This is a genomic window from Pseudomonas weihenstephanensis (assembly GCF_016812185.1).
Taxonomy (GTDB): domain Bacteria; phylum Pseudomonadota; class Gammaproteobacteria; order Pseudomonadales; family Pseudomonadaceae; genus Aquipseudomonas; species Aquipseudomonas weihenstephanensis.
Genome location: NZ_JAAEBV010000003.1, coordinates 107,176 through 120,969 on the forward strand (window position 1 = coordinate 107,176; position 13,794 = coordinate 120,969).

At 59.4% G+C, this 13,794-nt stretch carries 11 protein-coding genes; 2 read left to right on the forward strand and 9 right to left on the reverse strand.

Annotation, left to right across the window (positions count from 1 at the left end):
- Nucleotides 1–3: 3 nt before the first annotated feature.
- Genes bcsB through bcsE form a run of 7 tightly spaced genes read right to left on the reverse strand, consistent with a single transcriptional unit; the run spans nucleotide 4 to nucleotide 9,230 of the window.
- Complete coding sequence (bcsB, locus tag GYN01_RS11140; protein ID WP_048364842.1) at nucleotides 4–2,322, reverse strand: cellulose biosynthesis cyclic di-GMP-binding regulatory protein BcsB; 2,319 nt, start codon at nucleotides 2,320–2,322, stop codon at nucleotides 4–6.
- Nucleotides 2,319–4,919, reverse strand: coding sequence for a UDP-forming cellulose synthase catalytic subunit (gene bcsA / locus GYN01_RS11145; protein WP_203307060.1), 2,601 nt, complete (start codon nucleotides 4,917–4,919; stop codon nucleotides 2,319–2,321). Before bcsA ends, bcsB begins: the two co-directional genes overlap by 4 nt.
- Nucleotides 4,916–5,638: a cellulose biosynthesis protein BcsQ gene (gene bcsQ / locus GYN01_RS11150; protein WP_048402362.1), complete on the reverse strand. Its 723-nt coding sequence runs from the start codon at nucleotides 5,636–5,638 to the stop codon at nucleotides 4,916–4,918. Before bcsQ ends, bcsA begins: the two co-directional genes overlap by 4 nt.
- Nucleotides 5,635–5,889 (reverse strand): cellulose biosynthesis protein BcsR, encoded by a 255-nt coding sequence (gene bcsR, locus GYN01_RS11155; protein WP_203307061.1) that lies wholly within the window; start codon nucleotides 5,887–5,889, stop codon nucleotides 5,635–5,637. The genes bcsQ and bcsR overlap by 4 nt, the downstream gene beginning before the upstream one ends.
- Nucleotides 5,859–7,502, reverse strand: a complete 1,644-nt coding sequence (gene bcsG, locus GYN01_RS11160; protein ID WP_203307062.1) for a cellulose biosynthesis protein BcsG — start codon at nucleotides 7,500–7,502, stop codon at nucleotides 5,859–5,861. Before bcsG ends, bcsR begins: the two co-directional genes overlap by 31 nt.
- Nucleotides 7,489–7,689 carry a cellulose biosynthesis protein BcsF gene (gene bcsF, locus GYN01_RS11165; protein ID WP_203307063.1) on the reverse strand — a complete coding sequence of 67 codons (201 nt, stop codon included), beginning with the start codon at nucleotides 7,687–7,689 and terminating at the stop codon, nucleotides 7,489–7,491. The genes bcsG and bcsF overlap by 14 nt, the downstream gene beginning before the upstream one ends.
- Nucleotides 7,686–9,230, reverse strand: a complete 1,545-nt coding sequence (bcsE, locus tag GYN01_RS11170) for a cellulose biosynthesis protein BcsE (RefSeq protein ID WP_048402365.1) — start codon at nucleotides 9,228–9,230, stop codon at nucleotides 7,686–7,688. The genes bcsF and bcsE overlap by 4 nt, the downstream gene beginning before the upstream one ends.
- A gap of 472 nt (nucleotides 9,231–9,702) precedes the next feature.
- Between bcsE and GYN01_RS11175 the strand changes: the two genes are divergently transcribed.
- Nucleotides 9,703–9,969 carry an HP1242/YdcH family protein gene (locus tag GYN01_RS11175; protein WP_048364849.1) on the forward strand — a complete coding sequence of 89 codons (267 nt, stop codon included), beginning with the start codon at nucleotides 9,703–9,705 and terminating at the stop codon, nucleotides 9,967–9,969.
- Nucleotides 9,969–10,280 (forward strand): putative quinol monooxygenase, encoded by a 312-nt coding sequence (locus tag GYN01_RS11180; RefSeq protein ID WP_048364850.1) that lies wholly within the window; start codon nucleotides 9,969–9,971, stop codon nucleotides 10,278–10,280. The genes GYN01_RS11175 and GYN01_RS11180 overlap by 1 nt, the downstream gene beginning before the upstream one ends.
- Before the next feature lie 54 nt (nucleotides 10,281–10,334).
- On the opposite strand, the gene GYN01_RS11185 is transcribed toward GYN01_RS11180, so the two are convergent.
- Nucleotides 10,335–12,107, reverse strand: a complete 1,773-nt coding sequence (locus GYN01_RS11185; RefSeq protein WP_203307064.1) for an acyl-CoA dehydrogenase C-terminal domain-containing protein — start codon at nucleotides 12,105–12,107, stop codon at nucleotides 10,335–10,337.
- Between the two features lie 45 nt (nucleotides 12,108–12,152).
- Nucleotides 12,153–13,775 carry an acyl-CoA synthetase gene (locus GYN01_RS11190; protein WP_203307065.1) on the reverse strand — a complete coding sequence of 541 codons (1,623 nt, stop codon included), beginning with the start codon at nucleotides 13,773–13,775 and terminating at the stop codon, nucleotides 12,153–12,155.
- Nucleotides 13,776–13,794: the final 19 nt, after the last annotated feature.

The window sequence follows — 13,794 nt, forward strand, 5'->3', positions numbered from 1 at the left end:
GGTTTAGTCATCCTTCAAACGACGATTGGCCGCCCAGCTCAGGGCACGCCACAGCAAGAAGGCGCTGAGCAAGACACTGATCACGGCAATCACCGCCAGCAGTACCGGGTGCTCGGACAGCTGATACCAGAGCAGCAGCCACCACGGCAGGTTGCCAACAAAGTAGTTATCGCCTACCAGTTGGCTGTACACACCGCTGCTGCGGATCAATGCAACAGAACCTGCTACGGCATTGAGCTTGCCGGTGTCGGCCAGGGTTTCACGCAACAAGGCGTAATCGGCATCGTCATTGCCTAACAGCGCCACGATGCTGCGCTGGTTATGGTGCGGCGACTGCATGCCCATGATCGCGGCAATCGGTGCTTGTGCGCTGACTTCGACCCGGGTGGCTGGCTGGCTGCGCTCATCCACTGAAGGGCCGCGGCGTGCGCTTTGCTCAATACCCGCGTTGCTGTAAGGCTGAACCAACATGTCGCGCTGGCGTTGCAACAACAGGCTCAAGTCCGGGTTGTCACGCATATCCTCAGGCATTTGCCCCAACAGCAGCACATCTGCGTCTTGTTTAACGGCGCTGTTCACATCATTGCTCAGGCGCAGGCCAAAGGCCGGGTAACCGGTGCGGGCGCTAATGCCTGCCACCGCTTCGAGCAGGGTGCTGACTTGCATCGGCGTTGAGCTGCCCGGTACTACCACGATCGATTCGGACATGTCGGCCATGCGGCTGAACGGGAAACCACTGCGAGCGAACGCTTTAAGGTCCGGCATGCTGATGTAGTGGTGATAGCCCGACAGGTCGATGGTGGAGTCTTCATCGATGATCGCCTGGGTGTTGGCCGGCAGAATGGTCTGGCAACGGTCACGCTGTGCACTGCCCACGGTGCTGGCGAAGTTGAAGTCGAAGCGCAGGCGGTTACGGTCACCGATTTTCAGCGACGGGACGATCAGCTTGTCGTTGGCGTTGGCCGAGTCGTTGGACAGCACCGCCAGGCGCAGCTCTTCGAGGTTGCTGGTGTTTTTGCGCTGCAACGCCAGGCTGGTGATGAACTGATCATTGAGGCTGATGTTCAAGCGCGAATCATCATTGGCCGACGGCGCCGTATAACGGTACTGAGTGCGCAGCGGAATACCCTGGTTGCGCCACACAAACAGGTCGGGTGGCAGGTTGACGTCCAGGGTGATGGGGCGCGGTTGCAGGCCACTGACTTGCAACTGCTGCGGGTAGGTAATCAGTTCGGCAAAACGCACAGGCCGGTCGGTGCGCATCCATGCGGGCGCGTCATAGGGTTTACGCGGTTGCAGCGCCTCGACTTTGTCGATGGTGGCCTTCTGACCACGCAGCAAGTTGCCGCCCAGGGCCAGCGCTTTGGCGGCGGTGGCGAGGTCATCTTCGTTGCGGCCCATGACCAGCAGGATCTTGCTGTATGGCGCATCGGGGTGATCGATCAGTTGCACCACCGGGGCGGTGACCGCCGGGAATTTTTCCAGATCGTTCATGAACGCCGGACGGTGATCGTTGGTGGCGAATACGATTGAGGGCTGTGTGGCTTCCTTGCTTTGCACGCTGGGCAAGGTGTCAAACAGCACCGGGAAGTCAGCGCCACGCCAGTTGGACTGGCTGCCAAAATAGGACGCCAGTATCGCGGCGGCTTGTTGTTCGCCCAAGGTCGGGTTGGCAGCAAACACGAACGGCAGTTTCAGTTTTTCGGTGTTGCGCGGGTCAAAAAACGGCAGCGGGAAAAACGCGAGGTCGTTTTTCAGGCTCAGGGCCTGCTCTTGCAAGGTGATGCTGCTGGCACGGCTGATGTTGACCCACAGCGTGTTATTGGCCGGGTCTTCGCAGATGTCGGTGTAATGGCCAATAAACTCAAGGCGCACGCGGTTGAAGTCTGCAATCAGGCGCGGGTCCAGTGCCATTTGCTGGGTGGTCTTGCGCCCCAACTGGTCTTTCTCGATAGGTAAGACGCCCATCAACACATCGTTGAGGTACACCCGCAGGTGGGAAACGGTCGGGATCAGCGAGGGGGAGGCGGTGTATTCCAGTTGCAAGCGCGCATCGCTGGCAATCCGGTCGCGGCGCACGCTGAATTCCACCTGCTCGGCACTGTTGATACCTAGCAACAACGTGTCTGTCGCGCGGCCCAACTGCTCAAAGGTGCGTGTGACTGTCCAGCTCGGCAACGGCTGCTGGGTGTCCTCCAGCGCAGGCTTGGGCAATGGCGCCGGTGAGCTGCCCGGCAACGGTAATGGCGCCGCCATCAACTGTGAGGCGAAGGTCATCAGCGCAAGGCTGGCAAAGAAAGCTTTTTTAGAAAAACGACTCATGATTCGCTCACTGGCCGGGAGGTAATAGGGGCAGAGACGGGCATGCGCGGCAAAAAGCTGCCCAGCCACTGAAGAATTCGCATGAACGGGCGGGCGATGCGCCGCACCCAGGCAGGCAGGTATTCATAAAGGCGGTAATAGCCTTTGACGCCCAGGGCGAGAATTTCGCTGAGGCTCTGGATCGGCTTGTCGGCTTCAAACTCGCTGTTGTGGTCGAGCCAGGCATCGGCGCGGCCGAAGGTGCACTGCACGAACTCGATTTTTTGCGCAGGCGTCAGCTTGGCGAAGTTCAACCCCATGAACAGCTCGTTGGAGCGGGTCAGGTAGCCGGGGAATACAAATTCGCGAGTACCCCGTTGCAGAATCAACGACACCGGGGTGCCCACCGGCAGTTGCAATGCCTGACCCAGTTGCAGGCCCACACCACCGTCGGAGTAGTCCACCAGTTCGCACGGGTAGCTGTGGCCGTCGAGCAGTTTGATGGCGCCCGGCAAGCGCGTTTGCACACGGTGGGTTTGACGCACTTGACGCACTTCAGCGGCCACGGCCACCGCCGCACCTATGATCAACAGGTTGTAAACCACCCACAACACACTGACCAGGATGGTGATGATTTCATCCTTAGGCCCGGTGAACAGGCGCCACACGGCAAAGCCCAGGCCCAGCAGGTTGAGCAGTGACAGCACCAGATACGGGCGCGCGGTCTGCCAGTCAAACTGGTTTTCTTCCATCATCCCGCCCTTGGCGGTGACGTTGAACGTGCCCCGCGAGGGGCTGAACAGGGCCACAGTGGTGGGGCGGGCGATGTACCACGCCAATACGGTTTCATACACCTCGCCCCAGAACGTCTGGCGATACGCACCCTGCATTCGGGAGTTGGTCAGGCTGGCGTGGATCATGTGCGGCAACACGTAGAGCAGGATCATCACTGCCGGGGCATAGATGATGTAGGCGTGCAGCAACAGGAACGCCAGCGGCGCGGTGAGGAAGATCAAGCGCGGCAAGCCCACCAGAAAGTGCAGCATGGCGTTGGCATAGCAAATGCGCTGGAAGAAGCTCAAGCCTTTGCCCAGCAGGGGGTTGTCGGTGCGAAAGATCTGCACCATGCCCCTGGCCCAGCGAATGCGCTGACCGATGTGTGCCGACAGGCTTTCGGTGGCCAGACCTGCCGCTTGCGGGATGCGCAAGTACGCCGAGTTCCAGCCTTTGCGGTGCAGGCGCAACGCGGTGTGGGCGTCTTCGGTCACGGTCTCGACGGCAAAGCCGCCAATGTCGTCAATTGCAGTGCGGCGCAAGATGGCGCAAGAACCGCAGAAGAACGCGGCGTTCCACATGTCGTTGCCGTCTTGCACCAGCCCGTAGAACAACTCGCCTTCATTGGGGCGATTGCGGAAGGTGCCCAGGTTGCGCTCAAACGGGTCCGGGGACAGGAAATGGTGCGGGGTTTGTACCAGCGCCAGTTTCGGGTCCCGCAAGAACCAGCCCACGGTCAATTGCAGGAAGGAGCGGGCGGGCATGTGGTCGCAGTCAAAAATCGCCACCAGTTCGCCGTCGATTTGCGTCAGCGCATGGTTGAGGTTACCGGCCTTGGCGTGGCGGTTGTTGGTGCGCGCGATGTAGTGGATGCCCACCTCTTGGGCGAATGCCTTAAAGCTTGGGCGATTGCCATCATCGAGCAAGTGGATGCGCAATTTGTCTTTGGGCCAGTCAATGCCCAAGGCGGCATACACCGTGCCCCGGGTCACCGACAACTCCTCGTTGTAGGTGGGGATCAACAGGTCAACCACCGGCCATTGCCCGGTATCGGCCGGCAATTGTGCCGGTTTGCGGTTCAGCGGCCAGGACGTCTGGATGTACCCCAAGATCAGAATCAGCCAGGAGTACGTTTCGGCGGCCAGCAGGATCAAGCCGCAGGTCAAGTCCAGCCAGTCGTTCCAGTTTAGGGTGGAGGTGTAGCGCCACCACAGGTAACGGCACGAGACAATGATCGACAGCGAAATCAGCAGCAGCGTCGGAAACCGCCCTGGCATGCGCCGCACCAGCATGGCAATGGCCCACAACAGCACCACGAATACCAACTGCGCGAGATAGCCGAATGGCTCGGTGACGCAAATCAGGATCAGCACCAGCGCAACCACACCGATGGCGATGTACAGCACCTTGCGGGTTTTCCAGCGAATCGCGTTCCACCAGCGCGAGCCTTTGTGCACCTGCGGGCTGAGGGTCGACGGCAAGCGTTCAAATGCATTGGACAGCGCATTCCACGGCCGTTGCAGCACCATCAGCCACGAATACAGACGAGCACGAAACTGGCGACGGGCACGCTGGCGGCGCAGGTGGTTTTCGTCAACGGGGCGCACGATGAGCAACCACAGGGTTTGAATGGCGTAACGCAACGGGTCGCCAAGGGTCGGGCGCTTGGTGGCCAAATGCGGATACCAGCGCCGGTGCTGTTCACGCAGGGCCTGCCAATTAGGCGACTCCAGACGCAAAAAGACCCAGCCCAGCGCCTGGATCAGCGCCAGGATGAACGCGGTAAAACGCGTGCAGTTTTGATCGCGACGCAAGCGTGTATAGGGGAACCAGTCGGCGATCATGCCTGCCTCCGGCCACGCAGCAGGCACCAACTGGCCAGGCTGATGATGTCTTGGGCAATCAGACTGCCGGGCGCGTAGCGGCCCACCGGTTCGCGACTGGCCAAGGCTTCGCCCATTGCTTCGTCGGCGTGCAGGTTAATCGGCACCACCGAAGCGGCGTAACGATGGTGCCAAATCAGGGCCAGATCGCGCTGCAATTGGCTGCCCGCGTCATACCGGTTAACCACAAACACGGTGCCTTGCCGCGCGTGGGTCTGTAACAGCACATGGCAGGCGGCATCGGCGTTGAGCACAGTGAAGGAAAAAGCACACTGCGCATTACCCGCATGCCCCGGCAAGCGCTGCGGCAGGTCGAACAGCACCCAGTCAAACGCCTGATCAAGTGAGGCCTGGCGCTTGCTCCACAACTGCGGGCTGTCCAGCAACAAGGCCTCAAGCCGGGTGTGTTCTGCGCCCTCAAGTTGGCCGTATGGCAGCACGCAAAGGCCGGGGGTCACCGTCCAGGCCTGTTGCTGCCAGGGTTGTTGGTCCAATGTGGCGCGCGCCCAGCCATCCCGCGGCGCCAGATCCAGGTTGAAGTGCAGGCCCAGGGTGTTTTCCGGGCACATGTCCACCACCAACACGCGCTGACCCAGCGTGTGCAATGCATACGCCAGTGCGGCGAGGGTTGAGCTGGTGCCCACGCCACCGCGAATACCCCGCAGGCTGATGGCGATCATCGGGTCGTCTCCGGGTGCGCTTGCAGCGCCAGCGCCGGGCTCTTCGCAGGCAGAACCAGGCGCTGCGCTTCAAGATGAGCCAGCAAGGGCCAACGCTCCAGCGCCTGCATCAGTTCCATTTGCGCGGACACGTCGACATAACCCAGCGTGGGCAGGTCCATCATCGATTTGAGGCGCGCGATGTCGTCCGCCCGCTCAGTGCGCGAGAGGATGTAGGCGCTTATTTGAAACGCTGTGGGTAGGGCAGCCATCCGCCGTTCTCCTTGATTCGCACATAGGGCTTGCCGTTGTAATCCAGCACCACCGTTCCCGAGTTTTCAGACACTTTGGCCGTTTGCGGCAGGTTGCTCAGTAACTGCGACCAGTCCAGGTTTTGCCCGTTGCTCAAGGCCGGATCGGCGTACAGGCGAGCAATGATTTCAGCAATGGCCAAATAGCTGCTGGGTTGAGTGACATGCACAGGGGCCGTGTGTGGGTTTTGGCCCATGTTGATCAACTTGATGCCGACCGGAACGTGGGTGATGGCATCGCTGGGGATCTCACGCATCCCGGAGATTTGCATGCGGTCACCGTGCAGCGCCGCACCATGCTCAGGCACGATGGCCACGACCACCCGGCGTCCGCTCTTTTGCAGCTCTTTAAGGAACGCGTTCAGGTCATCCAGCAGCACCTGCGCGCGGCTGCTGTAGTCAGCGCGTTGGGTGCCACCGTCCGCCGTGACTTGACGATTGCCGTCATGCAGGGTGGTGGTGTTATAGAACAGCGCCATATTGGGTTGGTCTTCAGCCAAACGGTGCTGCCACCACTTGCTCAACACATCACGGTCGCGCCAGATCGGCGAGCCGTCGAAGCTGACATACGCCCGTGGCACGCCCGGTGCAGTGCCCAAAGCGGGCGGCGGCAGTTGACCCTGCTCACGCACTTCTTGCAGGAAGCCGTCGAACTCGCCGGTGTGGTTGAGCATCAGTTCGTCCGCAAACCCGAGCTTGCGCAGGTCATCAAATAACAGGCATTGGTCGGCGGGTGTTTTGTACAGCTGCGCGCGGGAGGTTTGGCCACAGCTGGCGCGCAACAGGCGAATCGCCGCCGGGCCGCTGTAGGCAGTGGCCGAGTTGAAATTGTCGAAAATCACGTCCATCTGGCTGAACAGCGCGTTGTCACGCAAGCCCACTTCGTCTAGGTCATCCCAGGCCATCGAGCAGATGTTAATCACCAGCAAATCAAACGGCGGCGGCTTGACGGCCGGCTCCTTGAACTCGACTTTGCGCTGAGCTTCGCTTTTATAGAACGTGTCGAGATACGCATTGAGCGTTGTGTCATCCGGCTCACCGGTACTGGCGACAGGGGCGACGGCGCCGGGTTGCACGTTCGCCACCGACGGCTGGGCGACCTGCACGATCATGTGTTGCAGATTGCCCATGCCCAGCCAGCACAAACCCAGCAGGGTGAAGGTGGTCAGGCGCAACCACTGATTGAGAAATGCGTAGCCGATGATCAACACCAGCAGCATGGCGCACACTTGCCAGTCGATAAAGCGGCCCAGCAGTTCGACGATGTAAACCACCGAGAAGTCGAGCACGCCGGGCTGGGCGAGCAGACGGCTAAAAGGCGGGAACCAGGTGTCCTGATACAGCAACGCCACGGCCACCGGGATCGCAATCACGCTGCGCACACGACGCAGCAGCGGGTGGGCGAGGGGGATCAGCAACACCAGTGCGAAGACCAGGTTGGGCAGCACTTGAAAATTCAAGTACCCGGTCCAGGCCAGCAGGAACTTGGCGAGGAAATACAGGTTCCAGCCGCCCAGGCCTTTCCACTTTCCGGCGATCCTGGCGGTGGGGGAAGACGACTTAAACAAACTCATCAGGCGTACTCGAAGACGAACTGGCAGAAGCGCGACGACGTACGCCGCGAGATTTCATGTAGCGGGGGCGCAAGTACTGCTCCAGGGAGACTTTCAAGCGCAGGCGAATGCGCCGTGACAGCAAGGTCAGCACCACCGTCACGGCACTGGTCAGGACAATCACATCGAGCAATTCAAGGAACGTCATGGCGCAGGCTCACTGAGAGGCAACGTGATTCTTTGCGCGATTAACGGTGGGTGATTGAGCGGTGTAAGGGGGGCCGTCACGCTGTGTTCAATCGGGATATACAGCCCCAGGTCAGTCACCGGCGCCTGCATGAAGGCGTCTTCAGGCAGGTCAGCCATGCCGTTCAGCACCTGGCGATGGTTGAACAGGTCTCGCCACGGCAGGCGGCAGATATTACCCAAAGCAGGGTCCAGGCCATCGGCACGGCAAGCGAACAAAAACAGGTACAGCTCGCCATTGAGCAGGCATGCGATGTCACCAAAACGGCGCAAACACATTTGATTGAGGAACAACTGCGGTTCAAGACCCGGCACCGGCTGGAACTTGAGCAGTTGATGGGTCACTTCCCCCGAGCTGTCTGCGACGATTTGCTCCACGGTGTCATAAAACACGCGCGGGCTGACCAGACCGCGAATTTGCGGTGGCCGCTGGCGCTCCAGCAAGGTTTCGAAATCGCTGTTTTGGCTGTATTGCCAGCGCTGGCCCTGCACGCTTTCGATCATGCTCAAAAAGCGCGACAACACGGTGCCCTCCGGAACAATCAGGTTGGCACCGCACGCCAGCAACAAGCGCTCATCGCGATAACGCACGGCCGGTTCCATTTCCCGCACCACGACTTTCAGTTCAGGGCCGCATTTTTCCCGCAGGTCATGCAGCTGCTGCGCCAGTTCAAGCAGTTGATGGCTGTTGTCGATGCTCACAATGACCGTGGCAGCCCGTGCGGATAGGGCTTCTTGCAACAGCGCTTGACGGTCTTCAAACAGGTACCAGTGCCTGGACAATGAAGGCGAGTTTTCAAGCACGGCGCGCTCGACCAGATACACGTGCTGGTCGTCCGCTACGCGCGGCTGCGTATCGACCCCTGATTGGGGGATCAGGGTAAAGCACTGTTTATCAATCGACAGCTTGAATTCCTGGCCAGCGCTGACGCCCAGCCGGTTATGCCAGAAGTGCAATTGGTAACGAATATCGCCGTTGTGCCGGTACAAGCGGCTTAATCCGGACAACGTCTCATTGAGCTGCAACAGTTCGCTGTGCAATGACGAAGCGTCGCCGTGAGCGATCACCAGCAATGTGGCCTGGCGCTCTTGTAACCAGGCGCGCACCCGTTCACACCAACGCTGTAAACGCTGCGACCCCACTTTGTCGCCCCAACTGCTGGCAGGTGCCACCAATACAACCTGGCTCGCAGGACCAATGCCGGCGCGGCTCATGTCTCGGGTCAGCGTGGCCAGGCCCGGTTTGATCTCGCGCACGGGGATCTCGAACAGTTTGAGCTTGGCGGGGCCGCGATCGGGTGCCAGGTCACTGATGATGCTGTGCGGTGTATTGGCACTGGAAATCAAGGTCGACGGTATTTGCGGCGCGAGTGCTTCAATGAACTGGCGAGCCACAATTTTTGCGTCAGTCGGTTGATCGACGGTAACCCAGTACACACCTCCCGTGCGTAAAGCGATCTGTTGATCCAGCAACCCGCGGATGGCCAAAGTGGTAAGAGCCAAGCGAAACGTCCCCCCATGGAAGCGTACGAATAAATAGTGCGAATGCAGTCGGGTACAACGATCACACACATCGCAGGTTGCGCAGATTGCATAACGTTTAATGACGTCAAACAAATGGCGCTATTTTTTTAACCTGTTAAGCGTAGACGATTATTCGTACACGTCCCTGTTAAATTAGTCCTGGCATACGTAGGACAAAGCCTTGGCACATGCCAGAAAGCGCGCATCCTATCACCGCAAAAAGGGGACCGCTCATGATTTAAAACAAGTTTCGTCAAAAAAATGCTGCAAGCAGCACTCAAGTCATTAAATTGACAAATTTTTGGTTCAGGGCACTAAAGAGCACCCGCGGCTTTCTGAGTGCGCCATAGCGTACTATTGGTTAACAGGCGTTGGGCGAGCCGCCAAACGTGTCTGTTTGGGTTCACTGAGTGAGCCTGCCCCGTCACCGCAACGAACATGAGGTGCAGATATGCCGGTTAAACATGACTTGCCTGAGGACTTGGGCATTACCCCAGAGACCTTGAACACGCTCAAGGCTCGCAACCCCCACCTGACAGCGCTCATACACAAGTATGCGCAGGCCGATAAAAAGGTGCTCGATGCCGAAAAAGGCGATGCCGTCGCCACGCCCGATGCGGTGCTGACTGAGCTAAAGTCCAGCCGTTTAGCCTTGAAAGATCAAATTGTCGAGGCGTTGAAAGCCTCACAAAAGAGCCAAACAGCGCAGGAGCAGTAATGTCTAACATCATCAAAATTGTCGCCACGCTGCGCGCAAAGCCGGGCAAAGGTCAGCACCTTAAACAGGTATTGCTGGCGTGTGTAGAAGGCTCGCGGGCCGAACCCGGCTGCTTGTTTTATGACTTGCATGTAGACCGCAGCGATGCAGAACGGTTTGTGTTCATTGAAGGCTGGAAGGACATGGCGGCCATCGAGCACCATAAAACCACCGCGCATTATCTGACGATGGGTAAAGCGGCCGCAGATCTGGTCGACACGCGTGAGGTGCTACAGCTCGATGAAGTGAGTGAGCCTGCCGTGCGCCGCTGATGGACGCTGCATGATGGTTGGCGGCCCTCATCAGGCCGCCATTTTTATAAGGACTTAAAAGCTGGCAGCGTCCAGCTCAAACAATGATTCGCTGCCCGCGCGAATGGTTTGCTCCAGGCTGAGCGTGCGCGGCAGCACGCGACTGAAGTAAAACGATGCGGTGGCCAGCTTGGCGTCATAGAACGCAGGTTCTGCCTCCCGTGCACGTTGCGCCACATCCGCCATGCGCGCCCACAGCCAGGCGTAGGCCACGTAACCAAACAGGTGCAGGTATTCAACCGAGGCCGCGCCCATTTCGTTGGGATTGAGGGTGGCTTGTGTCCGCAGCCAGTCACTGACGTCTTCAAGGCGCTGCACGGCTTCGAGCAGCGGGTTTGCATAAGGCGTGCCGGGCAGGGCGGCGAAGTCACGGATCTGGCGGGTAAACAACTGCAACGTGACACCCTCATTGGCAATCACTTTGCGCCCCAGCAGGTCCAGCGCCTGAATCCCATTGGTGCCTTCGTAGATTTGCGCAATGCGCACATCACGCACCAACTGCTCCTGACCCCATTCACGGATATAGCCGTGGCCGCCGAACACTTGCTGGCCCAGCACGCAGCTGTCAAAGCCGGTGTCGGTGAAAAACGCTTTGGCCACCGGGGTGAGCAGTGCCACAAGGGCGCTGGCCTGTTGTTGTTCTTGCGCATCGGTCGAGTACTTGGCCAGGTCCAGTTGCTGGCCGACGTAGCTGGCAAACGCACGGCCGCCCTCGGTCAGGGCTTTGATGCTGAGCAACATGCGCCGCACATCCGGGTGCACGATGATCGGATCGGCGATTTTGTCCGGCGCCACTTTGCCAGTGGGGGCACGGCTTTGCAGGCGTTCACGGGCATAGGTGCGCGCGTTCTGGTATGAGGTTTCAGCGCATCCAATGCCCTGTATACCGATCGACAAGCGCTCGTAATTCATCATGGTGAACATCGCCGCCAAGCCTTTGTTGGCTTCGCCGATCAACCAGCCGTGGGCACCGTCAAAGTTCATCACACAGGTCGCCGAGGCCTTGATACCCATTTTGTGTTCGATGGAGCCGCAGGTCACCGCGTTAGGCTCGCCCAAGGAGCCATCATCATTGACCTGGATTTTAGGCACCAAAAACAGCGAGATCCCTTTAGGCCCCGCAGGCGCATCGGGCAGCCTGGCCAACACCAGGTGAATGATGTTTTCGGTCAGGTCCTGATCGCCGCCCGTGATGAACATTTTGCTGCCAGAGACGCGGTAGCTGCCATCGGTCAAGGGTTCTGCGCGCGTGCGAATAAGCCCCAGGTCGGTGCCTGCATGGGCCTCGGTCAAACACATGGAACCGGCCCAGCGCCCTTCATACATGGGGGGCAAGTAGGTCGCTTTGAGCGCCTGGCTGGCGTGAGCATCGATTGCCAGGCACGCGCCACTGCTGAGCGCTGAATACAGGGCAAAGCTTGAGTTGGCGGCGTAAAGCATTTCTTCAAACTGTACCGCGAGCATTTTTGGCATGCCCATACCGCCAAATTCAGGATTTCCCGACACCCCGACCCAGCCACCTTCAATGTAGGTGGCGTAAGCAGACTTGAACCCGGCCGGGGTGGTGACCTGGCCCGCCAGCCAGTGCGCGCCTTCTTCATCGCCCGCACGGTTGAGCGGAGCAATCAGTTGGCCGGTGACTTTGGCGGCCTCTTCGAGAATGGCATCGGCGGTGTCGGCGTCGACATGATCGGCCAGCGCAGGCAAGCGCGCCCACAGGGCTGGCGCTGCAAACACTTCGTGCAAGACAAACCGCATATCACGCAGCGGCGCATTGAATTCAGGCATCACAAAACCTCGTGGTGGCACAGCGAATAGGGGGCGCGTACCTGCTCAAAGGGCTTTGGCCATGTCGCGCAATACGTATTTCTGAACTTTGCCCGTAGACGTTTTGGGTAACAGGGTAAACACCACGGTGCGCGGCACTTTGAACCCGGCCAGGTATTCGCGGCAAAAGCTGATGATTTCAGCCTCACGCACATGCCCATGGTCTGCTTTGAGGGTGACAAAGGCGCAAGGGGTTTCACCCCATTTTTCGTCCGGGCGCGCGACAACAGCGGCCTCCATGACACCGGGATGGCGGTACAACACGCCTTCCACTTCGATGGTAGATATGTTCTCACCACCGGAAATGATGATGTCTTTGAGACGGTCCCGAATTTCAACATAGCCATCAGGATGGCATACCGCCAGGTCGCCAGTATGAAACCAGCCGCCCTCGAAGGCTTCTGCCGTGGCGCTGGGGTTCTTCAGGTAACCCTTCATCACCGTGTTACCGCGCATGAATATCTCACCCATGGTTTCGCCATCTCTGGGCGTAGGTTGCAGGGTTTTGGGATCGGCGACCATCAACCCTTCCAGCGTGGGGTAGCGTACGCCCTGACGGGATTTGATTTGAGCGCGCTCTGTCAACGGCTGCTCATCCCACGCATCGTGCCAGGCGCAAATCGTCACCGGGCCATAGACCTCGGTCAAACCATAGACATGGGTGACCTTGATGCCCATTTCCTCCACGGCGCCAATCACTTTGGCCGGAGGTGCCGCACCGGCCACCAGCGCATGCACCGGGTGGTCGATGGCAGCCTTGGCAGAGGCTGGCATGTTGACCAGCGCGTTGAGCACGATGGGCGCGCCGCTGAGGTGGGTGACCTGATGCTCGCGAATCAGTGTGAGGATTTTTTGCGGGTCGACTCGGCGCAAAAACACATGCACGCCCGCCAGCGCGGTAATGACCCACGGGTAACACCAGCCATTGCAATGAAACATCGGCAAGGTCCACAGGTACACCGGGTGGTTACCCATAGCCCAGGCCATCTGATTGCCCAACGAACTCAAATACGCGCCACGATGGTGATACACCACGCCTTTAGGGTTGCCGGTGGTGCCGGATGTGTAGTTAAGCGCGATGGCGTCCCACTCATTGGCGGGCCATTGCCATTGGTAATCCGGATCACCCTCGGCCAGCAGGGCTTCGTAATCCAGCGCACTGAGCGGCTGGCCTTCGCCGTACTCCGGGTCATCGACGTCGATAATCAGTGGCGGGTGATCGAGCATGGCGACGGCCGCGTGCACCACGTCATGGAACTCTCGGTCCGCGATCAGCACTTTGGCTTCGCCGTGGGCCAGCATGAAGGCAATCGCTTGCGCATCGAGGCGGACATTGAGGGCATTGAGCACGGCGCCGATCATCGGCACGGCAAAATGCGCTTCCAGCATCGCCGGAATGTTGGGCAGCATGACCGCCACAGTATCGTTTTTGCCGATGCCGCGCCCGGCCAGCGCGCAGGCCAGCCGTCTGCAACGGCTGTAGGTTTGGGCCCAGGTTCGACGAATCGAGCCATGAATGACGGCGGGGTAGTGAGGGTAGACGCTGGCGGTGCGTTCGATGAAGCCCAGCGGGGAGAGGGCGGTGTGATTGACAGCAGCAGACCCGAGGCCTTGCTCAAAAATCGACATAGTGGTCATTCCGGTGGCT

What these genes read in the sequence shown, in the direction of transcription:
- bcsB (WP_048364842.1), bottom strand. Translation starts at nt 2,322, where the DNA reads ATGAGTCGTTTTTCTAAAAAAGCTTTCTTTGCCAGCCTTGCGCTGATG.
- bcsA (WP_203307060.1), bottom strand. Translation starts at nt 4,919, where the DNA reads ATGATCGCCGACTGGTTCCCCTATACACGCTTGCGTCGCGATCAAAAC.
- bcsQ (WP_048402362.1), bottom strand. Translation starts at nt 5,638, where the DNA reads ATGATCGCCATCAGCCTGCGGGGTATTCGCGGTGGCGTGGGCACCAGC.
- bcsR (WP_203307061.1), bottom strand. Translation starts at nt 5,889, where the DNA reads ATGGCTGCCCTACCCACAGCGTTTCAAATAAGCGCCTACATCCTCTCG.
- bcsG (WP_203307062.1), bottom strand. Translation starts at nt 7,502, where the DNA reads ATGAGTTTGTTTAAGTCGTCTTCCCCCACCGCCAGGATCGCCGGAAAG.
- bcsF (WP_203307063.1), bottom strand. Translation starts at nt 7,689, where the DNA reads ATGACGTTCCTTGAATTGCTCGATGTGATTGTCCTGACCAGTGCCGTG.
- GYN01_RS11175 (WP_048364849.1), top strand. Translation starts at nt 9,703, where the DNA reads ATGCCGGTTAAACATGACTTGCCTGAGGACTTGGGCATTACCCCAGAG.
- GYN01_RS11180 (WP_048364850.1), top strand. Translation starts at nt 9,969, where the DNA reads ATGTCTAACATCATCAAAATTGTCGCCACGCTGCGCGCAAAGCCGGGC.
- GYN01_RS11185 (WP_203307064.1), bottom strand. Translation starts at nt 12,107, where the DNA reads ATGCCTGAATTCAATGCGCCGCTGCGTGATATGCGGTTTGTCTTGCAC.
- GYN01_RS11190 (WP_203307065.1), bottom strand. Translation starts at nt 13,775, where the DNA reads ATGTCGATTTTTGAGCAAGGCCTCGGGTCTGCTGCTGTCAATCACACC.